Origin of the sequence: Pseudomonas grimontii (genome assembly GCF_007858185.1) — a bacterium.
Taxonomy (GTDB): domain Bacteria; phylum Pseudomonadota; class Gammaproteobacteria; order Pseudomonadales; family Pseudomonadaceae; genus Aquipseudomonas; species Aquipseudomonas grimontii.
Window position 1 is genome coordinate 1 of sequence record NZ_VFES01000012.1, and the last position, 21,517, is coordinate 21,517.

General features: G+C 60.1%; 20 protein-coding genes and 1 pseudogene. 10 read left to right on the forward strand and 11 right to left on the reverse strand.

Annotation, left to right across the window (positions count from 1 at the left end; all coding sequences use genetic code 11):
• Positions 1-168: 168 nt before the first annotated feature.
• Genes FIV39_RS18695 through FIV39_RS18720 form a run of 6 tightly spaced genes read right to left on the reverse strand, consistent with a single transcriptional unit; the run spans position 169 to position 6,326 of the window.
• Positions 169-1,683 (reverse strand): ABC transporter substrate-binding protein, encoded by a 1,515-nt coding sequence (locus tag FIV39_RS18695; RefSeq protein ID WP_090407452.1) that lies wholly within the window; start codon positions 1,681-1,683, stop codon positions 169-171.
• A complete protein-coding gene (locus FIV39_RS18700) occupies positions 1,665-2,684 on the reverse strand; it encodes an ABC transporter ATP-binding protein (protein ID WP_090407455.1) in 1,020 nt (339 codons plus the stop codon). The genes FIV39_RS18695 and FIV39_RS18700 overlap by 19 nt, the downstream gene beginning before the upstream one ends.
• Positions 2,681-3,637: an ABC transporter ATP-binding protein gene (locus tag FIV39_RS18705; protein ID WP_090407458.1), complete on the reverse strand. Its 957-nt coding sequence runs from the start codon at positions 3,635-3,637 to the stop codon at positions 2,681-2,683. The genes FIV39_RS18700 and FIV39_RS18705 overlap by 4 nt, the downstream gene beginning before the upstream one ends.
• Positions 3,634-4,491 (reverse strand): ABC transporter permease, encoded by an 858-nt coding sequence (locus FIV39_RS18710; RefSeq protein ID WP_090407461.1) that lies wholly within the window; start codon positions 4,489-4,491, stop codon positions 3,634-3,636. Before FIV39_RS18710 ends, FIV39_RS18705 begins: the two co-directional genes overlap by 4 nt.
• Positions 4,488-5,435: an ABC transporter permease gene (locus FIV39_RS18715; protein WP_090407464.1), complete on the reverse strand. Its 948-nt coding sequence runs from the start codon at positions 5,433-5,435 to the stop codon at positions 4,488-4,490. The genes FIV39_RS18710 and FIV39_RS18715 overlap by 4 nt, the downstream gene beginning before the upstream one ends.
• Positions 5,436-5,438: 3 nt before the next feature.
• Positions 5,439-6,326 (reverse strand): proline iminopeptidase-family hydrolase, encoded by an 888-nt coding sequence (locus tag FIV39_RS18720; protein WP_090407466.1) that lies wholly within the window; start codon positions 6,324-6,326, stop codon positions 5,439-5,441.
• Between the two features lie 183 nt (positions 6,327-6,509).
• Between FIV39_RS18720 and FIV39_RS18725 the strand changes: the two genes are divergently transcribed.
• Both FIV39_RS18725 and FIV39_RS18730 read left to right on the forward strand, forming a co-directional pair.
• The gene (locus tag FIV39_RS18725; protein WP_090407469.1) at positions 6,510-7,274 is read left to right on the forward strand and encodes a LuxR family transcriptional regulator; all 765 of its coding nucleotides are present in this window, start codon (positions 6,510-6,512) and stop codon (positions 7,272-7,274) included.
• Between the two features lie 92 nt (positions 7,275-7,366).
• Positions 7,367-8,299, forward strand: a complete 933-nt coding sequence (locus FIV39_RS18730; protein ID WP_090407472.1) for a proline iminopeptidase-family hydrolase — start codon at positions 7,367-7,369, stop codon at positions 8,297-8,299.
• 39 nt (positions 8,300-8,338) lie between these two features.
• Here FIV39_RS18730 and FIV39_RS18735 read toward each other — a convergent pair whose 3' ends face one another.
• Positions 8,339-9,841 carry a nucleobase:cation symporter-2 family protein gene (locus FIV39_RS18735; protein ID WP_090410111.1) on the reverse strand — a complete coding sequence of 501 codons (1,503 nt, stop codon included), beginning with the start codon at positions 9,839-9,841 and terminating at the stop codon, positions 8,339-8,341.
• Positions 9,842-10,003: 162 nt separating this feature from the next.
• Here FIV39_RS18735 and FIV39_RS18740 point away from each other — a divergent pair.
• Positions 10,004-10,245: pseudogene (locus tag FIV39_RS18740) on the forward strand (nucleoside-binding protein); the annotation flags it as partial.
• On the opposite strand, the gene punC reads toward FIV39_RS18740, so the two are convergent.
• On the reverse strand, positions 10,242-11,426 hold the full coding sequence (gene punC / locus FIV39_RS18745) for a purine nucleoside transporter PunC (protein WP_090407475.1): 1,185 nt from the start codon (positions 11,424-11,426) through the stop codon (positions 10,242-10,244). The pseudogene FIV39_RS18740 and the gene punC overlap by 4 nt on opposite strands.
• A gap of 122 nt (positions 11,427-11,548) precedes the next feature.
• Between punC and punR the strand changes: the two genes are divergently transcribed.
• A complete protein-coding gene (gene punR, locus FIV39_RS18750; protein WP_090407478.1) occupies positions 11,549-12,469 on the forward strand; it encodes a DNA-binding transcriptional activator PunR in 921 nt (306 codons plus the stop codon).
• Here punR and FIV39_RS18755 read toward each other — a convergent pair.
• A complete protein-coding gene (locus FIV39_RS18755; RefSeq protein ID WP_090407481.1) occupies positions 12,458-13,627 on the reverse strand; it encodes an aspartate aminotransferase family protein in 1,170 nt (389 codons plus the stop codon). The two genes, punR and FIV39_RS18755, sit on opposite strands and share 12 nt — an antisense overlap.
• A gap of 103 nt (positions 13,628-13,730) precedes the next feature.
• Between FIV39_RS18755 and FIV39_RS18760 the strand changes: the two genes are divergently transcribed.
• On the forward strand, positions 13,731-14,636 hold the full coding sequence (locus FIV39_RS18760; protein WP_090407484.1) for a LysR family transcriptional regulator: 906 nt from the start codon (positions 13,731-13,733) through the stop codon (positions 14,634-14,636).
• On the opposite strand, the gene FIV39_RS18765 is transcribed toward FIV39_RS18760, so the two are convergent.
• Complete coding sequence (locus FIV39_RS18765) at positions 14,633-15,256, reverse strand: HAD family hydrolase (protein WP_090407488.1); 624 nt, start codon at positions 15,254-15,256, stop codon at positions 14,633-14,635. The two genes, FIV39_RS18760 and FIV39_RS18765, sit on opposite strands and share 4 nt — an antisense overlap.
• A gap of 303 nt (positions 15,257-15,559) precedes the next feature.
• Here FIV39_RS18765 and FIV39_RS18770 point away from each other — a divergent pair, with 303 nt between their 5' ends.
• A complete protein-coding gene (locus tag FIV39_RS18770; RefSeq protein WP_090407491.1) occupies positions 15,560-16,738 on the forward strand; it encodes an anthrax toxin-like adenylyl cyclase domain-containing protein in 1,179 nt (392 codons plus the stop codon).
• A gap of 55 nt (positions 16,739-16,793) precedes the next feature.
• Here the strand turns inward: FIV39_RS18770 and fabV are convergent, their stop codons facing one another.
• The gene (gene fabV / locus FIV39_RS18775) at positions 16,794-17,990 is read right to left on the reverse strand and encodes an enoyl-ACP reductase FabV (RefSeq protein WP_090407495.1); all 1,197 of its coding nucleotides are present in this window, start codon (positions 17,988-17,990) and stop codon (positions 16,794-16,796) included.
• A gap of 307 nt (positions 17,991-18,297) precedes the next feature.
• On the opposite strand from fabV, the gene FIV39_RS18780 reads away from it, so the two are divergent.
• The 4 genes from FIV39_RS18780 to FIV39_RS18795 all read left to right on the forward strand — a co-directional run bounded on the left by FIV39_RS18780 (position 18,298) and on the right by FIV39_RS18795 (position 21,510).
• Positions 18,298-19,122, forward strand: coding sequence for an aspartyl/asparaginyl beta-hydroxylase domain-containing protein (locus FIV39_RS18780; RefSeq protein ID WP_090410113.1), 825 nt, complete (start codon positions 18,298-18,300; stop codon positions 19,120-19,122).
• 147 nt (positions 19,123-19,269) lie between these two features.
• A complete protein-coding gene (gene ppnN / locus FIV39_RS18785) occupies positions 19,270-20,643 on the forward strand; it encodes a nucleotide 5'-monophosphate nucleosidase PpnN (protein WP_090407498.1) in 1,374 nt (457 codons plus the stop codon).
• A 160-nt stretch (positions 20,644-20,803) separates the two neighbouring features.
• The gene (locus FIV39_RS18790; protein WP_186731540.1) at positions 20,804-21,118 is read left to right on the forward strand and encodes an AbrB/MazE/SpoVT family DNA-binding domain-containing protein; all 315 of its coding nucleotides are present in this window, start codon (positions 20,804-20,806) and stop codon (positions 21,116-21,118) included.
• Positions 21,115-21,510 (forward strand): PIN domain-containing protein, encoded by a 396-nt coding sequence (locus tag FIV39_RS18795; protein WP_090407501.1) that lies wholly within the window; start codon positions 21,115-21,117, stop codon positions 21,508-21,510. The genes FIV39_RS18790 and FIV39_RS18795 overlap by 4 nt, the downstream gene beginning before the upstream one ends.
• Positions 21,511-21,517 lie beyond the last annotated feature (7 nt).

Below are 21,517 nucleotides of genomic sequence, written 5' to 3' on the forward strand. Positions count from 1 at the left end.
CAACAGCGCCAGGAGTTTTGGCCAGTCTTCATTCAGTTTTTGCGTGGCGTCTGTCACTGCTAGTCACTTCCTATAGCGAGGCAGTTTTTACTATAGCTTTTGAGATATGGTTAGCGCATATGGGGGCAAGCCCCCTCCCACACTTGTATTGCGGGTGTTCTCTGGAACTTAGTTCTTCACCACTTCCTCAAGCGTGAAGCGCCCCAGCGGGTTTTGCAGGAAGTTGCTCACATTCTTGCGTGAGATGTTGATGTATGGGCTGTAGTACAGGTCGATCCAGTTCACATCCTGTTTCGCCAGTTTCTGCAGTTCGACATACATCTGCTCACGCTTGACCGGGTCGGCCTCGATGCGCGCCGCCGCCACCAGCTCCTTGACCTTGTCGTTCTTGTAGCGGGTCATGTAGTTCTGGTTGGTGTCGTGGCCGAGTACGAAGGTGGTCTTCTGGTCCGGGTCGAGGATGTCGTTGGTCCAGTACATCACCGAAATATCGTATTCACCGTCCACCAGCATCTGCCAGCTTTGGGTCGGGTCGACTTTCTGCAGGTTGGCGGTCACACCGACCTTGGCCAACTGGTCCTTGATGATCACCGCGATCTGCTCGTCGGCTTCGTTGCCGGCGTTGACCACATAGTTGAGCTTCAAGTCCTTCGCGCCAGCCTTTTCCAACAGCTTCTTGGCGGCGGTCGGGTCATACGGGCGTTGCAGGTTGTTGGCGTAGTGGAACAACGAGCCTTTAGGGATGTAGGAATAGGCCACCGTGCCTTGCCCGTAGGTGGCGGTTTTCACCAGCGACTGTTTGTCGATCGCCATGTCCAGCGCCTCGCGCACTTCCTGCTTGGCGAGCAGACCGTGGGCGTGGTTGATCAGCAGGTGATCTTCACGGGTGGAGGGGTCGGAGTGGATCACCACGTTCTTGTCTTTCTTCAGTTCTTCAACCCGGGAAAAGGGGACGAAGATCGCCGTGTCCAACTCGTTGTTCTGGACCATGCGCATCCGCGTGTTGTCGTCGGTCACCGAGACCCACTCCACGCCATCCAGGCTGACCTTCTTGGCCTGCCAGAAGTTCGGGTTCTTCTTCAGGATGACCCGGTCGCCCTTGCGCCATTCGTCCACGGTAAACGCGCCGGAGGTCACCGGATTTTCCGAGTAGGCGTCCTCACCCATTTTGGTCATGGCTTTTTCCGACAGGATCGAGACCGTCGGCGAGGCCAGTTGCGAGAGGAAAGCCACCGCCGGAGTCTTCAGCGTGACGACCAGGGTGTGCGGGTCTGATGCCTTGGCCGTGTTGATCAGGTTGAAGGGGTCAGCCCACAACGAAGCCTTGTTGTCGCGGATACGCAGCAGGCTGAACGCGGCATCCTCGGCGGTGATCGCCGAACCATCGGAGAACTTCGCATCGCGCAGCTTGAAGGTGTAGGTCAGGCCATCCTTGGAGACGTCCCAGCTTTCTGCCAGGCCCGGCTCCATCTTGGTACCCAGGTTATCCACGCGCACCAGGGTGTCGTAGACGTTGGCGAATACCCAGGTATCGCGGTTTTGCGCGCTTTTGATCGGGTCGAACGTGGTGCTGTCTTCACGGCAGCCGATGGTGAGGACGCCGGCGGCCTGGGCAAGACCGGCGGTCAGCGACCAGGCTGTCAGCGTAGCAGCGGCGAGTAACTTCAAGTGGCGCGATTGCATGTCATAACTCCTTGTTCATGATGGGCAGGAAGGGTCAACGGTTCTTCAAGCACGCAACTGTACCGATGCTCGTGCAGGGAATGGGTAGGCGGCAACACCACGGAACACATCGTCCGGGCGTACCGGCAACGTGGGTGGAAGGCACAGCCCGTAGGCAAATTCAGGGGGCTGGGCGGCTCGCCAGGCAACGGTTCCGTAGGCAAAGGCCGATGCGGATCGATCTCCGGAATCGCCTCGATCAACGCCGCCGTATACGGATGGCGCGGCGACGTGAAGACCGCTTCCACCGGCCCTTCCTCGACGATCTTGCCCAGGTACATCACCGCCACGCGGTCGCACAGGCGTCGTACGATGGCCAGGTCGTGGGCGATAAACAGGATCGCCAGGTTCATGCGCTGTTGCAGTTCCAACAACAGGTTGATGATCTGGCCCTGGATCGACACATCCAGCGCCGCCACGCATTCATCGGCGATGATCAAGCGCGGCTCCACCGCCAGCGCCCTGGCGATCCCCACACGCTGGCACTGGCCGCCACTGAGGGAGCCGGGTTTACGACTGGCCAGTTCAGGGCGCAGGCCGACCAGCTCAAGCAGCTCGTTGACGCGAGTCGGGATACGCTCTGCCGGGACTTTGCGCTGCACCCGCAGCACCTCGGCGATGGTTTCGCCGATGGTGTGGCGCGGGTTCAACGCGGCGTAGGGATCCTGGAAGATCATCGCCGTTTCATGGCGCAGGCGCGCTATGTCGACCGCGCTGCCATGGGCCATGTCGATGCCATCGAACAACACCTGCCCGGCACTGATCGGGTTGAGGTGCAGGATCGCTCTCCCCAAAGTGCTTTTGCCGCTGCCGGACTCCCCCACCAATCCCAGGGTTTCACCGGCTGCCAGGTTCAGCGACACGCCGTTCACCGCCCTCACCCACTGCTTGTTCAGGCCGAACACACCCGTGCCGGACGCGGCGAACCGCACCTCCAGGTCCTTGATCTGCAACAGGCTCATGGGCGCGCTCCCAACGGGTAGTGACACGCCACGCGCGCGCCTTCGGGCAACAGTTCGGTGCACAACGCGCCGACCTGCGGGCAACGCGGGTTGAAGCGGCAGCCATCCGGCAGCGCATCCAGCAAGGGCGGCTGGCCGGGGATGGTGCGCAGCAACGCATGGCCACTGCTGTGGGCCGGCTGGCAATCGATCAGGCCTGCGGTGTAGGGGTGTTGCGGATGGGCGAGCAGGTCGTATTTGCTGCCGTGTTCGCACAGGCGCCCGGCGTACATAACGGCGATGGAATCACAGGTTTGCGCGACCACGCCGAGGTCGTGGGTGATCATGATGATCGACAGGCCGCGCTGGTCACGCAGGTCCAGCAGCAGGCGCAGGATTTGCGCCTGCACGGTTACATCAAGGGCCGTGGTCGGTTCGTCGGCAATCAGTACTTTGGGGTTGCAGCCCAGGGCCACGGCGATCATCGCGCGTTGGCGCATGCCACCGGAAAACTCATGGGGATAGTTGTCGACCCGTACCTGGGGATCGGGAATGCCCACCTGGCGCAACACCTCGATGGCTTGTCGGCGCGCGTCTTTTTTCGACGTGCCCTGATGCAGGCGGATGCCTTCGGCGATCTGATCACCGATGCGCATCAGCGGGTCAAGGTGACTGCTGGGGTTCTGGAAGATCATGCCCAACTGCCCGCCACGCACCGCCCTCATGCCGGCGTCATCCAGTTGCAGCAGGTCCTGGCCGGCCAGGCGTACCGCACCGCCCTGCACGCGCAGGTTGGGCGACGGCAACAGGCGCATCAAGCCACGGCAGGCCATGGTCTTGCCCGAGCCGCTTTCGCCCACCAGGCCGAGGATTTCGCCTTCGGCCAGGTCAAAGGACACGCGGTCGACCAAGGTCACATCGCGCCCGGCGTTGTTGGCGATCACGCTGAGGTCTTGCACCTGCAACAGGCTCATGAGCGGTCCCCCAACACTTGCGCCACACCATCGGCCAGTAGGCTGAAGCCCATGGCCAGGCTCACGATGGCCAACCCCGGAAACGTGCAGATCCACCAGGCCGTGGTGATAAACGCCTGCCCCTCGGCAATCATCGTGCCCCACTCCGCCGTCGGCGGTTGCACGCCCAGGCCCAGGTAGCTCACGGCCGCACCGTTGAGCAGCACCAGCACCGCGTCAGACATGGAAAACACTATCGAGCCAAACATCGCATTCGGCAGCAAATGCCGGAACAGGATGCGCCCATGGCCAAAACCCAGGCTTTTGGCCGCCAGGGCAAAGTCGCTTTCCTTAAGCACCAGGATCTGTGAGCGGATCAGCCGCGCATACGACACCCAGCCGACCAGCGCCATGGCGATATAAAAACTCTTCAGGCCCGGGCCAAGGATGGCCATGATCGCCAGCATCAACACCAGGAACGGGAACGCCAGGATCACGTCGATCACGCGCATGCAGAAACTGTCGAAGCGCCCGCCGATATAGCCAGAAACGGCGCCGATAAACGTGCCGATCATGAACGGGAATATCACCCCGATGATGGCAAGCTGCAGGTCGACGCGCGCGCCCCAAATCACCCTCGAAAGGATGTCTCGACCGTAGTTATCCGTACCGAACGGATGGGCCAGACTCGGCCCCACCAAGCTGATGTCGGTGTTCTGCGCAATCGGATCATAGGGCGCGATCCACGGTGCACACAGCGCCAGGACCAACCACAAAAGCAGTATCAAAAGCCCCCACGCGGCCGTCAGTCGGCCATTGCGAAAGCCAAAACGCAGACGCAGGCGCCATGGGGCGATCAGTGGACGGCTGCTCATTGCATTTTCACCCGAGGATCGAGGGCCACCGTGACCACGTCCGCGACAAAATTGACCACCACCGTCGCGCACGCCAGCACCATCGCCACGCCCTGCACCACCATGTAATCGCGGGTAAAAATGCCGCGCACCAGCAACTGGCCGATGCCGGGAATGGCGAACAGGCTTTCGATCACGACGGTGCCGCTGATCAGCCAGCCAATATTCACCGCCAGCAGGTTGACCGCCGGCACCAGGGAATTGGGTAACACATGACGACGGAACACCGCTGCTTCCGACAGCCCACGCGCCCGAGCGGCGGTGACGTGATCGGCCTGCAGCTCCATCAACATGCTCGCCCGCAGGTTGCGGACCAGCACCGCCGACAGCGCCAGGGCGATGGTCAGGCACGGCAGGACCATATGGTGCGCCTTGTCCAGCCAGGTACGGCCGTAGCCGGACACCGGGAACAGCCCCCATTGCACGCTGAACAGCAGGATCAGCATCAGGCCCAGCCAGAACGCCGGCATGCCCAGGCCCACGGTGGTGAACACGCGGATCAGGTTATCCGCCCACCCGCCTTTATTGCGCGCGGCCAGCGTCGCCAGCGGCAGCGCAATCAGCAGCGCCAGCACCACGCTGCCGAGCACCAGCACCAGGGTGGGTTCGATACGGGTGACGATCAATTTCAAGGCGTCGACTTTGTACAACAATGATTGGCCGAGGTCGCCCTTGAGCAGGTTCTTCAGGAAGTAGAAATACTGCTGCCACAAAGGCTGGTCGAGGCCGTACTGGGCGCGGATTTTCAGCAAGGCGTCTGGGGTGCTGCGCGAGCCCAGCAAGGCGCGTGCCGGGTCGCCCGGGATCGAGCGCACCAGCACAAACGTGATCAGGCTGATGCCAAACAGTACCGGCAGCAATTGCAGCGGCCGGGACAGTACAAAACGGTAGCGCGCCAGGTTCATCTGTCAGCCTCGGTGGCGAGCGAGAAAGTCCAACAGTACTGGAAAATACGCGTGTGGCTCCTCGTAGAACGGCATATGGCTACTGTTGGGAAATACATGCAGTTCGGCGTGCTTGGCTGCCATCTTCATACGCATCGCGCAGGCCGGGGTGAGTTCGTCGTGCTGGCCGGTGGTGATCAGGATCGGCATGTTGAAAGCGGCCATCTCGGGGATGCGGTTCCAGTCCTTGAGGTTACCGACGTAGAGGAATTCGTTGGGGCCCTGCATGGTTTCGTAGGGCCCCATGTTCCAGTCGCCGAGGGAGCGCTTGACCGGTTCGGGCCATTCGTCCAGACGACACACATGGCGATAGTTGAGCAAGGTGATCGCGGCCTGGTACTGCGGGTGGTCCAGGGTGCCCATGGCTTCATGACGCTGCATCATGGCCACGGTTTCACTGCCCAGCGCGCCGCGCAGGCGTTCCAGCTCCTGGGACAGGTGCGGAATGTCGCCGACGGTGTTCTCGAGGATCAGGCTTTTCAGCGTGTCGGGGTAATGGATGGCGTATTCGATGCCCAGCCAGCCGCCCCAGGAATGCCCGAGCAGGTGCACGCGGCCGAGGTCCAGGGCTTGGCGTACGGTTTCGACTTCTTCGACATAACGGCGGATTTCCCACAGGGAAACATCGGTCGGTCTGGCTGATGCGCCTGTGCCAAGCTGGTCGAATGCAACCACTCGCAGGTTATGGTCCTTGAGCCAGCCATGGGCGTCGCGCAAGTAGTCACACGGCAGGCCCGGCCCGCCGTTTAGACACAAAAGCACCTCATCGCCTTCGCCAAAGCTGTAGACCACGAGGTTGTGGCCATCGACTTGCACGTTGTACTGCTGGTCGGGGGCAATTTCACGCCACATGCATACATTCCTTGTGTTGTATCGGCCTGGCGGGTAGCGGCCGTTTATCAGGCCAACACTACCGAGGATGCCGTGCGTCCATAACCTAGTATTTCTTATAGGTTTGGCCTGGCAGTCCTTCGCCGGGGCGTGGCATTCTACTTGCAGCAAGTCGAGATTCAAATGAATTCGGGAGCAGAACGGATGCTGACCAAGCTGACTGCCTTCAATCAACGTCTGATGCCGGGCAGGAGCCTGGATGAGCAGATGGACAACACGTTCATCCTCGCCCAGCAGTTGGGCTTCGATGCACTGGTGTACGACTACAGCCCGGTGCCGATCGACCAGGAGGGTGCATTGATCACCCCTTCGGTGCTGGAGCTGCGCAATACGCCGCCCGATTGGCATGCCTTGTGGTGCCGCGAAGGGTTTTACCAGATAGACCCGGTGCAACACCTGTCCCTGAGCACGGTGTCACCGTTTGTCTGGTCCTACGAAGCCAAGGCCAACACCCCGCTGCAAAAGATCATCGACCCGTGCCACGCCCCCGTGTCGTCCTATCTGCACGACCAGCAACTGACCTGTGGCGTCAGCGTGCCGATCCATCTGCCTCGGGGCGGCTTCGCTTCGCTGACGGGCCTGCGAATCGGCAAAGCTCACACCGTATTGCCGGATGCGCAGCAGACCTTGTCTGACTTCAGCCTGATTTCCCACGCTTTGCAGGAAGCGGCCTACCCGCTGTTCGGCAAGGAGCTGCGCACCTACCCGCACATTCACCTGACCAAACGTGAACGCGAATGCCTCAAGTGGGCCGCCGACGGCCTCACCGCCGCCGAAATCGCTACGCAATTGAGCCGTTCACTGGCGGTTGTCACCCTGCACCTGGCCTCGGCGATGCACAAACTGGGGGCCAAGAACCGTGTACAAGCTGTGGTCCGCGCTACCCATTATCGTCTGCTGGAAGACTGATCCCCCGGCAAAACCTAGCTGTTTTGCTAGTTACCTAAATTTCGCGCGCAGACTATCGTGTCCCTGATCCTTTTTTCAGAGCAGGGCACGAAATGGAATTCATCGAAAAAATCCGCGAAGGGTATGCGGCGTTTGGCGCCTACCAGACCTGGTACCGCGTCACCGGCGACCCGTCCAGCGGCCGCACGCCGCTGGTGATCATCCACGGTGGCCCCGGCTGCACCCATGATTATGTCGACGCCTTCAAGGACGTCGCAGCCAGCGGTCACGCGGTCATCCATTACGACCAACTGGGCAATGGCCGCTCCACCCACTTGCCAGAAAAAGACCCGTCCTTCTGGACCGTCGATCTATTCCTTAAAGAACTGGATAACCTGCTGGACCACCTGCAGATCAGCGATAACTACGCGATCCTCGGCCAGTCCTGGGGCGGCATGCTCGGCAGCGAGCACGCGATCCTGCAACCCAAAGGCCTGCGCGCGTTTATCCCGGCGAACTCGCCGACCTGCATGCGCACCTGGGTCAGCGAGGCCAACCGCCTGCGCAAACTGCTGCCCCAAGGCGTGCATGAAACCCTGCTCGAGCATGAAGCCGCCGGCACCTACAACGATCCGGAATACCTCGTCGCTTCGCGGGTGTTCTATGACCAGCACGTGTGCCGCGTTAACCCGTGGCCGGAAGAAGTGGCGCGTACCTTTGCCCAAGTCGACTCGGACCCCACGGTGTATCACGCCATGAGCGGTCCGACCGAGTTCCACGTGATCGGCAGCCTGAAGGACTGGAAATCCATTGGCCGCTTGTCGGCGATCAAGGTGCCGACCCTAGTGATCTCCGGCCGGCATGATGAAGCCACGCCACTGGTGGTCAAGCCGTTCCTGGATGAGATCGCGGATGTGCGCTGGGCGCTGTTTGAAGACTCCAGCCACATGCCCCACGTGGAAGAACGCCAGGCATGCATGGGTACCGTGGTGAAGTTTTTGGATGAGGCGTGTTCTATGCCGCACACAGTCCGCAAGGTTGGTTGAGTTCCGAATGTGGGAGGGGGCTTGCTCCCTCCCACATTTTTAGACCTCCGTGGTTTCAGCTTGTGCAGCTTTCGTTGGCACCTGCGCCACCAATGGAATCTCCTTGCCCTCGGCATCGAACAACTTGCCCCCCCTGAAATAGTCCCCATCCCGCAACGCCGCTACGTCGTGGAAGCACAAACTGCGCTCAGTCCCCGCCACAAACACCGACTGCTGGTCAGAGTTACCCGCGGTGAAATGGTTGAACGCCAGGTTCAACAGGATCGCCATGATCGCCGACGAACTGATACCCGAGTGAAAAATGGTCGAAAACCAGCTGGGGAACTGGTCGTAGAAACTCGGCGCGGCAATCGGGATCATGCCGAAACCGATGGACGTGGCCACGATGATCAGGTTCATGTTGTTGCGGTAGTCCACCTTGGACAGGGTGCGAATACCACTGGCCGCCACGGTGCCGAACAGCACAATCCCGGCACCTCCCAGTACCGAGGTCGGTACCGCTGCGATCACCCGCCCCATGAATGGCAGCAAGCCGAGGATCACCAGGAACACCCCACCCGTTGCCACTACAAAGCGACTCTTCACCCCGGTCACCGCCACCAGGCCGACGTTCTGGGCGAAGGCGCTCTGGGTAAACGAACCGAAGATTGGCGCGAACATGCTCGACAGCATGTCCGCGCGCAGGCCGTTGCCCAGGCGTTTGGAGTCGACCTTGGTATCGATGATTTCACCCACCGCGAGAATGTCGGCTGAGGTTTCCACCAGCGTCACCATCACCACGATGCACATGGAAATGATCGCCGCGATATGGAAGGTCGGCATACCGAAATGGAACGGCGTAGGGAAACCGAACATCGGCCCCTGGGTGACGCCGGAAAAGTCCGCCATGCCAAGGAACACCGCAATCACCGTACCGATCACCATCGCCAGCAGGATCGACAGGCGCGAGATAGTCGCGCTGCCGATCTTGCTCAATAGCAGCACCAGCACCAGGGTCAACGCCGCCAGGCCGATGTTGGGCATGCTGCCGAAATCCGCCGCGCGGCTGTTACCGCCCATGGCCCAGCGCGCCGCCACGGGCATCAGGGTCAGGCCGATGGTGGTGATCACAATACCGGTCACCAACGGCGGGAAAAACTGGGTGATCCGCGAGAACACCGGGGTGATCAACAGCCCGATAAACGACGCGGCCATCACCGCCCCGAGAATCGCCGGCACCCCACCGGCGCCATCGCTGCCGACAATCGCCACCATGGTCGCCACCCCGGCAAACGACACACCCTGCACCAGCGGCAACTGACAGCCAAAGAACGGTAGGCCAAGGGTTTGCAACAGGGTCGCGAGGCCACCGGCAAACAACGATGCGGCGATCAATAGGCCAATATCCGCTGGTGACAACCCGGCCGCCTGGCCAACGATCAACGGTACCGCGACGATGCCGCCATACATGGTGAGCACATGCTGCAGGCCGTAAGCCATGTTAGCGGCGACGCCTAGATTCTCATCTTCCGGCCGCTGCGGTGACGCCTTCGGGATAGTCATGGTGAGGGGTTCTCTGTTTTTGTTGTGCGGCCACTGTATGCAATCTTTAGACTGGATGTCCATAGAGTTGTATACAATCAATCGAACAAAATACCCTCCATCAGCGTTACAAAAACAATTCGACTGTGATGAGCCAGAACGCTACATGCTCAACCTGAAGTGGCGAAATTCCAGGGGTTCATCAATTACGTCGGGGAAAAAGGCGAGGACTACCGCGGCCGTGATACGGCACCGGAAGCCTTGATGCGCAGCGCGCTGATGGTCGCGGTACGACCGGGCAAGAGCGTGAAGCCGAACCTGTACCTCAGGGTGGGTTACGAGGACTGGCACAACAAGTTCGGCGTGGACGGCGGCCGGGGCAGCCGTGCGTCACGCCGACGGTGAACAGGGAAGTGACGTTCTAGGCAGCCGCCAGTTCCGAATCGTCTGCCTTCGGCCGCGCCAGCCAATAGCCCAACACGGCCAAGGGCGCGGTCGCCAGCATCACGATCGCGGTGATCAGCAACGGTTGCTCGATCATCGACGACACCAACAGGCTGCTGAGAAAGCACAGGCCCAGTTGCAGGGTGTTTTGCAGTGCCGCCGCCTTGCCGGAGTTTTCTGCAAACGGCATCAGCGCATTCGCCACCACGATCGGGTAGCTGGCGCCATTGACCAGCGCCATCAAGCAGAACGGAATCAACAAGGTGGTGAGCGTCGGCACGGTCAAGGTGGCGACCAGGTACAACGCCACCATGCTGATGCAATAGGCCAGCAGCAACCACGGCAACAGCGTCTTGCCCTGGAAACGCTGCAAAGCACTGCGGCAACTGTAGCCCCCCACCAGAAACGCCAAGGTTGGCAGCACGTAGCTCAGGCCGATGTCATTCGGGCTGTAGCCCATGTCGCCCAGGATAAAGGGCGAAGCGGTCAGCCAGGCGAAGAAGCTGGCCGAGCAGGCGGCGAAGATCATCACATTGCCGGTAAACACCCGGGAGGTGAGCAACTGCCAATAGCCAAGGCCCGCAGGTTCGCCTTCCCGCGCCTGAGGTTTCGGCACGGAGCGCAGGAACAACGTCGGCAGCAACAACAGCAACGACACGCCCAGCAATACGCCGAAGATGGCCTGCCAACCGAAGTGGTTCAGCACCATCGCGCCCAGCAGCGGCGCCAGCGCCGGCGACAACGACATCAACGGCATGATGCTGGCGAATACGCGGTGGGCCTTGTCGGCCGGGTAGCGGTCGATCACCAACGCCTGCCAACTCACGGCGGCGGAACACACGCCAATCGCCTGCATAAAGCGCAAGGCCAGCAACTGCGGCGCGGTTTCGACCCAAAACATCCCCGCGCACCCCACGACAAACAGGCTCAAGCCTGCGAGCAAAATCGGCTTGCGCCCCAGGCGGTCGGACAACGGTCCCCAGAGCAATTGCCCCACCGCAAAGCCGGCGAGGAAAATACTCAAGCTGGCGCCCACCGCCCCCGCACCAATATGCAACTGCTCGCCCATGGCGCCGAACGCGGGCAAATACATGTCCATGGCGAGGTAACCGAGCATGCTCAGCCCCGCCAGATACCAGGTGAAACCAAAAGAATTTTTCATTGAAGCCTTGTTAACCTTGCCATCAAACTATTTGCTGACTGCCGCGCATTATGAAGCTGACAGTTTCTGTGTGAAGCGATAATAATTGGCGACTGTTATCAATATTTTTGAAGGCAACCCTCATGTGGTCCGAATACTCCCTGGATGTCGTCGACGCAGTAGCGCGGCATGGCAGCTTCAGCGCCGCCGCCCAGGAACTGCACCGTGTGCCGTCAGCCATCAGTTATACCGTACGTCAACTTGAAGAGTGGCTGGCGGTGCCGCTGTTTGTGCGCCGGCATCGTGATGTGGAACTGACCCCCGCCGGCCGCCTTTTTATCGACGAAGCCCGCGGCGTGATGAAAAAAATGCTCGGCACACGGCGCCTGTGCCAACAGGTGGCCAATGGCTGGAGTGGCCAGTTGAAGGTGGCCGTGGATTCCATCGTCAAACCCCAGCGCTGCCGGCAGTTGGTGCTGGATTTCTATCGGCAGTTTCCCGAGGTGGAATTGCTCCTGGAATACGAGGTGTACAACGGCGTGTGGGATGCCTTGGCGGATGAGCGCACCGATATTGTCATCGGCGCCACCAGCGCCGTGCCGGTGGCCAGTCACTTCACCTTTCGCGATATGGGCTTATTGAACTGGTTGTGCGTGGTCAGCGCCCGGCACCCGTTGGCGGCGGTGGAAGGTTTGCTCAATGACGACCAACTGCGCCCCTTCGCCTCGCTGTGCATGACCGACACCTCGCGCAACCTGCCCAAGCGCGACACCTGGACCCTGGATAACCAACGGCGGCTGGTGGTGCCGAACTGGGCTTCCGCCATCGATTGCCTGCGCGATGGCCTGTGCGTCGGCATGGCACCGGCGCATCAGGTATTGCCGTGGATCGAGCGCGGTGAATTGGTGGCGCTGCAACTGACGCGCCCGTTCCCGGCCAGCCCGTCGTGCGTGGCCTGGGCCCAGAGCAAACTGTCCCCGGCCATGACGTGGTTGCTGGAGTACCTGGGGGATACCGACACCCTGAACCAGGAGTGGCTCAACGGCAGGGACCTAGCTCAATAGCCGAGTGATGGCCCGCACGATCATCTCGACCTCCTTGGTCTCCAGGGTCAACGGCGGCAGCAGGCGAATGACCTTACCCCGCGTCACATTGATCAGCAGCCCATGCTCCTGGGCGGCGCGCTGGGCCAGGTCGCGATAGGGGCTGGCTAACTCAATACCGATCATCAGGCCCTGCCCCCGAATCGCCAGCACCTGCGGATGCTCTTCCAATTCCATGCGTAACCGCGCCAGCAAGCGTTCGCCCTGTTGCGCAGCGTTCTGTAACAAGCCTTGCTCTTCGATAATGTCCAATACGGTGCAGCCCACCCGGCACGCCAGCGGGTTGCCGCCAAAGGTACTGCCGTGACTGCCGGGCGTGAAAAGCTCGGCTACCACAGCCCTGGCCAGGCAGGCACCGATGGGCACCCCATTGCCGAGGCCTTTGGCCAGGGTCATCACATCCGGGACAATGCCTTCATGCTGGAACGCAAACCAGGCACCGGTACGGCCGATGCCGGTCTGGATTTCGTCGAGCATCATCAGCCAGCCGTGCCGTGTGCAGTGGTCACGCAGGGCTTGCAGGTAACCCGGCGGCGCTGGCAATACCCCACTTTCGCCCTGGATGGGTTCCAGCAAGACCGCCGCGATTCGCGTGCCGAACGTCTGGGTGATTGCCTCGATCGCCGCCAGATCACCAAACCTGACCTTGAGAAAATCCCCCGGCAAGCGTTGGAAACCCAAGCGCACCGAGGGGCCATCGCTCGCCGCCATGGTGCCCAGGGTGCGGCCATGGAAGGCATTCTCCATCACCACCACCAAGGGCTCTTCGATGCCTTTTTTCCAGCCATGCAACCGCGCGAGTTTCAGCGCCGTCTCGTTGGCTTCGGCGCCGGAGTTGTTGAAGAAGGCACGGTCCAGGCCGGACAGCTGGGTCAAGCGCTGGGCCAAACGTTGCTGCCAGTCGATGCTGTAGAGGTTGGAGGTGTGCAACAACAGGCCGGCCTGTTCGCTGATGGCCGCCACCAGCTTTGGGTGGGAATGCCCGACATTGGTCACTGCCACACCCGCCACCGCGTCCAGGTATTCGCGCCCCTGCTGATCCCACAGGCGCGTGCCCAGGCCACGAGTGAAACTCAGGGCCAAGGGTTGATAGGTGGTCATCAGGCAGGCGGCGGTCATGGTGGCAGGCTCCAGTGCATCGTTGTGATAGCAGCAGTATCGTTAGCCACTTCAGCTGGATAAACTGCACTTTCCTGCAATGACTTTAAATCAGGGCTTGTTAATGGATCTGTTCCAAGCGATGTCGGTGTACGTGAAGGTGGTAGAAGCCGGCAGCATGACCGCCGCCGCCCACGCCTGCGGGATGTCGACCACTATGGTCGGCAACCACTTGCGCGCCCTCGAACAACGCCTGGGCGTCAGCCTGCTCAAGCGCACTACCCGCAAACAGAGCCTCACGGAATTCGGCGGCCAGTATTACCAGCGCTGCCAGGAAGTGCTGGGACTGGTGGCCGACTCCGAGCAACTGGCCGAACAGGCCCACAGCGACATCCCCAAAGGCACCCTGCGCATCACCGCGCCACCCGCCTTCGGCACCGAACGCCTGGCGCCGGCCCTGAGCGAGTTCTCACAACGCTACCCGCTGATCAAGCTGTACGTGGTGCTCAGCAACCAGCGCGTGGACATCGTCGACAGCGGCTTTGACGTAGCGATCCGCCTGGGCGAACTGGAACCCTCAAGCCTGATCGCCCGACCGATGCAGGACTACACCATCACCCTGTGCGCCTCACCGGATTACCTGGCCCGACGGGGTACGCCACAGGCGCCCGAGGATCTGCAACAGCATGACTGCCTGGCGTTCGCCTATCCTTCCACCGACGACTGGCGCAACGCCGACAAGCTGTGGCGCATGACCGGCGCAGAAGGCGAAGTGGAAATCCCGGTGTCCGGCTCGCTGACCATCAATAGCTCCCAGGCCTTGCGCCAGGCAGCCGTGCAAGGCATGGGGATCGTCATGCTGCCGGATGCCCTGGTGCAGCCGGACCTGCAGTCCGGCAAGCTGGTGGCCTTGCTGACCACCTATCAACTGCCCAGCCGGCCCATGCATTTGCTGTACGGTCAGGATCGTTATCGCTTGCCGAAGCTGCGCGCCTTTGTCGATTTCGCCCTGGAAAAGTGGGCGCGCTAGAAGCCCACACCCAGCTCGCGCAATCGCCCAGCCGTCTGCTCGGCAGACACATGGTGAATACCTTGCCAGCCGAGGCCGATGGCCGCATCGATATTGCCGGCGACATCATCGATAAACACCACTTCCCCCGGCTGGATGTCCGGCAGGTACACCCGTATCTGGCTGAGGCTGGCGTGATAGATCGCCGCATCGGGCTTGATCAACTTCAACTCGCCAGACACCACGATGTTGCGAAATTTGCGAAGGAAGGGGTAATTGGCGAGCGCATAGGGAAAGGTCTCCGCCGACCAGTTTGTGAGCCCAAACAGTGGCATGTTGGCCTGATGCAGCGCGTTGAGAATTGCCACGCCTTCGGGCAACGGGCCACGCAGCATTTCGTGCCATCGGTCGTAGTAGGCCGCGATCAAGGGTTCATGGTGGGGGTATTGATCGATCAGGATTTGCGTGGCTTCGGCCAATGGCCGCCCCGCATCCTGCTCGGTGTTCCAGGCCTGGGTACAGATGTTATCGAGGAACCACTGCCGCTCTTGATCGTCGGCAATCAGCTTGCGGTAGAGGTGTTGCGGGTTCCAGTCGAACAGTACACCGCCAAAGTCAAACACTACTGCGCGGATCGTCATGGGTTCCTCCTTTTGTGCAACGCCAGGGTCAGGACAGTTTGGCATGTACCCGGCCCCTAACAGCAAGTAAGCACGAGTAGGATTGTTCTGAGATTCAAACAAGGCGTGCGCGGGGAACCCGCAGCTTCCCTTGTTAATAAAGGTCTTTAGCTTTAAGGCGCGGATTCTATCTCACATAGATAGTCACACTTGTTCTTCCCGTTTGAAGGCGCCCTCACTTTAATCTCGGGCGTCCAACTCAAGGAGCTAGCGTCTGGAGGGAATCATCGAACTTCGCTGTGGATATGACTCGGAGAAACTTCAATGACAAGCATAACCTCTTCAATGACCTCCCCTTCCGCATACAGCCTTGCCGCGCTGCAAAACTATCTCGCCCAAGGCGCAAATACTCCCACAGCAGTGCTGGTCGATCGGGTCAAGGACGAAACAGGCATCGTGCCAAGCCATCTTGCCCCCTTGCAAGACATCGCAATGACCACCAACTCCATCATAGGCATACGCCCGGTCGAAACCGTCGCAACAGGCCTGATAGAAGCCGGGCACCCCACCAAGGACTTCCATATCAAAGGCAAGAGCGCCAACTGGGGCCCTCAGGCAGGTCTGATCTGTACAGACCAGGCATTCAGCAAACTTGAACAAGTTGCCGAAAAAACACCAGCCAAAGTAGCCAACGCCAATGAGCAAATCCAAGCGTGTATCCAAGAAGGCCATGCAGTTGCAACGCCCCTGCAGCTGTCGAGCCAGCGCCTTGATGTATTGGTCAAGCTCGGCCACATAACCCAACTGGCCGTTCAAGGCGCTGACGGCACATTGCAATTAAGCGCCCGTGGGCCCAGTCAGCAAACCTATACATTCGAAGGCCATCGCACGTCACCTTCAAGCGACAGCTACTTCATCACCCATCAGGGCAAGCCCCTTGAAGTGCTGGCCAAGCATGCAGAAGGCAAACCGTTGACCGCCGATTACGACCTGCACCTGATCGCGCCCCATATCAGCGACTTCGGCCCCCAGGACAAACTCCCCATACCGGACGTGGCCCACAGTGTCTTCAAGGGTCGAGTTGAACGCTATAAGCAAGTTCCTGAGGTACTACGCGCAGACTTCGACAGCCCCGGCCATTTCTACCGGAAAGAAGATCCCCACCTTGGCAACGCAACACCACGGATAGAGCAGATGATAGGGCTGATCAATCAAAAATTGGTCGGCGAGGGAGAGAGAGTGGTTCATCACAACGCGGACTCGGGCAGCCCGGCCACGGAAGTGGCTGCCAATTACCCGGCGACGTTTTTCCTACCGGCAAAACTGGGTCGATTCGATGAAATCAGCATCATCCACGACAGCAGGGAAATGGCAGAACTGATCAAGACCGCCAAGGACAGCGGTTATTACGTACCGCTGAATCCCCTGTGGGAGAAAGAAGTGACCAACGTGAGGCGGTCCGCCTTCACCCAGGCAAAAAAAATAGCCTTGCCTGAATCATGACTGGGAAGACAGCGGCCTGATAACCCGATGATCAGGCCGCTATCAGTCACATCATTTACGCTTGGATCAAGCCATTGATCTTCACGGTCGGATTCACGTCAGCGTCGTAGTCCACGCCATCGACTTCAAAGCCGAACAAGCGCAGGAACTCAGCCTTATAGCCGGCGAAATCGCTGATCTCGTTGACGTTCTCGTCGGTGACCTGGTTCCACAAGGCCGCCACGGCGTCCTGGACCTTGGATTCCAGTTCGGCCAGGTCGGCACGCAGGCGACCGTCAGCGTCGAGCTTCGGCTGGCTGCCGTACAGGCTGTCCTTGAACAGGCCGTAGACCTGCTCGATGCAGCCTTCGTGGGTGCCCTGCTCTTTCATCACTTTGAACAGCAACGACAAGTACAGCGGCATGATCGGGATCGCAGAGCTGGCCTGGGTGACCACGGCCTTGAGGACCGATACGCGGGCGTCGCCCTTCAGTGCCGCGAGGTTGTCGCGCAGGGTCAGGACTTTCTTGTCCAAGTCTTTCTTGGCTTCGCCGATCGAGCCGTTCCAGTAGATGTCCTGGGTCAGCTTCTCGCCGAGGTAGGTGAAGGCGGTGGTCTTGGCGCCTTCGGCCAACACGTCCGCATCACGCAGGGCGTCGATCCACAGCTGCCAGTCCGCGCCACCCATGACATTCACGGTGCCGTCGATTTCTTCCTGGGTTGCAGGCTCGAGGGTGGTGTCGACTACAACGCCTTTGTCGGTGTTGATACCGCGCAGGGTCACGGCCTTGCCGATTGGCTTGAGGGTGGAATTGTAGACTTCACCGGTCTTGGGATCGGTGCGGCGCGGGGCGGCCAGGCTGTAGACGACCAGGTCGATCTTGCCCAGGTCTTTCTTGATGGTTTCGATGGTCAGGCGCTTGATCTCGTCGGAAAACGCGTCGCCATTGATGCTCTTGGCGTACAGGCCTTTTTCAACCGCAAACTTCTCGAACGCAGCGCTGTTGTACCAGCCGGCGGAGCTCAGCTTGCCTTCTTCGCCTTCTTTCTCAAAAAACACGCCCAAGGTATCGGCGCCGCAGCCAAACGCAGCACTGATGCGCGCGGCCAGGCCGTAGCCGGTGGAAGCGCCGAGGACCAGCACCTTCTTCGGGCCATCCTGGATGGCGCCGTGCTCAGTTACGTAGTCGATCTGTTCCTTGACGTTCGCCTCACAGCCAACAGGGTGAGCGGTCACACAGATAAAGCCACGAACCCGCGGTTTGATGATCATAAAATTTCTGCCTCTTCCAAGGTGCCGAAGGCCAGTGGTGGCCATTCAACTTCAATCGTACCGGTCTATGACGTCCGAAAAACCGAAGCGTCACGATAGTCGCAAATCTTCTGTTTACAAAATCCAATCCACACAAGCCCACAAGGGTTAAAACTGTGTCGAGCCTTCACAATTTCGCACTATTTAAAACGCCAATCCGCTGCCGGACGCCTTATCATGACGGAGTTGTTTCATTATGTTTCAAAACCCACCACTCGCGGCCACGGATCCGGACCTGTCGAATGGCGTCCTCCTGGAGCTGTGTTGCATGAACAAGTCTGCTTTGCGTAAGAAAGCCGTATCGGTCGCCTGGGTGCTCGGCGTACTGCTGATTATCGATGTGTTCCCCGAAACCACGCTGGTGTTCCTCTGCCTGGTCCTGGTGTGTGGCGTTTACGACTTCCTGCGTAACGGCCTGTATGACAAGCCCACCTTCAAGAAATACTTTATCGGCAGCGGCCGTAACACCTGGCTGCTGGCGCCGTTCAACACCCTGTTCGACCTGCTGAGCTCGCGCAACCGTCACGTTTACACGATGCGCGACCTGCCGCCCGCCTGGCGCGCAGACCTGCAACAGGTGCTCGATGACGCCATGTCCCACAAGGATGAAATCATCGGCTACCTGGACGAACGCATGGCCGAGAAGAAGCGCGGCATGTTGTTTTTCCAGTGGTACGGGCGGCCGATCGAAACCACCCTGGATATTCCTGAACTGCGCAAAAAGCTGCCATTCGTGAAAACCATCGGTGTGTCGGTATTCAACGAAAACCGCTCGACGTCCTTTCACTTCGGCCCCCTGCGCATGATGTTCCGTGTGCTCTACAACATGGCACCGGCGCCCCATCACGACGGCGTGTACATCCAGGTCGGCAAGCACAAGCATTACTGGCATGACGACCCGCTGTTTATCTTCGATGACACGCTGATGCATGCGTCCTTCAACAAAAATGACGCCAAGCGCTACTGCCTGTTTATCGACATCGTACGGCCGACGCCGCTGCCATCGGTGCTTAACGCCGTCATCGCGGGATTTGCCGGGCTGGTCTTCACCCTGCGTCGAGTTTTCTACAAAAACTGGAAGCTGATTGAGTAAGTTCTGCGGCATGATGGTGTTGGACGGTATTTGCGCTCGGCCCTGCGCCTGAGGTAAATATTCGGCTCGTGCGCTCTAACCTGCGCCCACCATTCTCAAGTCATCGCACCTCAACAGGTGCGGTGGCTGCGCTTTCAAGGAATCAGAATGCCCCAACGCCAAGTCATCAATGCCTCCGTCAGCCCCAAGGGCAGCCTCGAAACCCTGTCCCAACGTGAAGTCCAGCAACTGAGCGAAGCCGGTACCGGCAGCATCTACACCCTGTTTCGCCAGTGCGCCCTGGCGATCCTCAACACCGGCGCGCATATCGATAACGCCAAGACCATCCTCGACGCCTACAAGAACTTTGAAGTGCGCATCCACCAGCAGGACCGTGGCGTGCGCCTGGAACTGCTGAACGCCCCCGCCGATGCTTTCGTCGATGGCGAAATGATCGCCAGCACCCGCGAAATGCTGTTCAGCGCCCTGCGCGACATCGTCTACACCGAGAACGAGCTGGACAGCCAGCGCATCGACCTGAGCAACTCCCAGGGCATCACCGACTACGTGTTCCACCTGCTGCGCAACGCCCGCACGCTGCGTCCGGGTGTGGAACCGAAGATCGTGGTGTGCTGGGGCGGGCACTCGATCAATACCGAAGAGTACAAATACACCAAGAAAGTCGGCCACGAACTCGGCCTGCGCAGCCTCGACGTATGCACCGGTTGCGGCCCAGGCGTGATGAAAGGCCCGATGAAGGGCGCGACCATTTCCCACGCCAAGCAACGCATTACCGGCGGGCGCTACCTGGGCCTGACCGAGCCGGGCATCATCGCCGCCGAAGCGCCGAACCCCATCGTTAACGAACTGGTGATCCTGCCGGACATCGAAAAACGCCTGGAAGCCTTCGTGCGCGTGGGCCACGGCATCATCATCTTCCCCGGCGGCGCCGGCACGGCCGAAGAGTTCCTGTACCTGCTGGGCATCCTGATGCACCCGGACAACCGCGACGTGCCCTTCCCGGTCATTCTCACCGGGCCGAAACAAGCCGCGCCGTACCTGCAACAACTGCATGCCTTCGTCGGCGCCACCCTCGGCGAAGCCGCGCAGGCGCACTACCAGATCATCATCGACGACCCGGCCGAAGTGGCCCGCCAGATGACTGCCGGCCTCAAGGCGGTGAAGCAGTTCCGCCGTGAGCGCAACGACGCGTTCCACTTCAACTGGCTGCTGAAGATCGACGAAGGCTTCCAGCGCCCGTTCGACCCAACCCACGAAAACATGGCCAGTCTGCAGCTGAGCCACACGCTGCCGCCCCATGAATTGGCGGCCAACCTGCGCCGTGCGTTCTCGGGGATCGTGGCGGGTAACGTGAAGGACAAGGGCATTCGCCTGATCGAACAACACGGTCCGTACGAGATCAACGGCGACCCGGCCATCATGAAGCCACTGGATGAGCTGTTGCAGGCGTTTGTCGCCCAGCACCGCATGAAGTTGCCGGGCGGCGCGGCGTATGTACCGTGCTATCGCGTGGTGCAGTGAGCTAGCCCGGCACTGTCGCGCATTTGATGACAGCCGCCAGGCTTCAACGGGCGGTCGGTCATAGTTTGTATCTGTTTGCGGCATGGGTAAGCGTGTGGCGGGGCTGAGTTCGGGCTAGGGCTTTATGACTCCGACTCACCCCTCCTCTGAAGAGCGACCTATGGACCAACGGATATTGTCCTCCATCATTCCTTACCCTAAGGTAAGGAATATTATGTTGGAGATCTTTACTATGGCGACCGCCACACTTACCTCAAAAGGGCAAATCACCATCCCCGTCCAAGTCAGGGCTGCACTGGGCCTGGAAACAGGCGACCGCGTCGAGTTCGTCGAAACGGAAGATGGCAAGTTTTCCATCATTGCAGCGAGCAAGACTGTCCATGACCTCAAGGGGCTGATCCAGAAGCCTGCCAGGGCTGTGTCCATTGACGACATGAACCGTGCCATCGCGGCGCAGGGAGCGAAGGCTGGATGATCGGACTGGATACCAATGTACTGGTGCGCTACGTCACCCAGGATGATCCCGTTCAATCCCCCAAGGCATCCGAATTGATCGAATCCCTCACCACGCTTTCGCCAGGGTTTGTCAGCCTGGTCTCCGTGGTGGAATTGGTATGGGTGTTACAGAGCTGCTACCAATCCGCCAAAAATGACATCGTCGTCGTTCTGGAAACCCTGCTGCGCACCCGTGAGCTGACCATCGAACATGCCGAAGTCATCTGGCAGGCGCTTCGACGGTTCACGGCCAACAACGCCGATTTTGCCGACTGCCTGATAGAGCGCTGCGCCCACGCCGCCGGCTGCGAATACACCGCCACCTTTGACCTCAATGCGGCCAAGGCAGCAGGTATGGAGCGTCTGGCCTGAGCCGTAG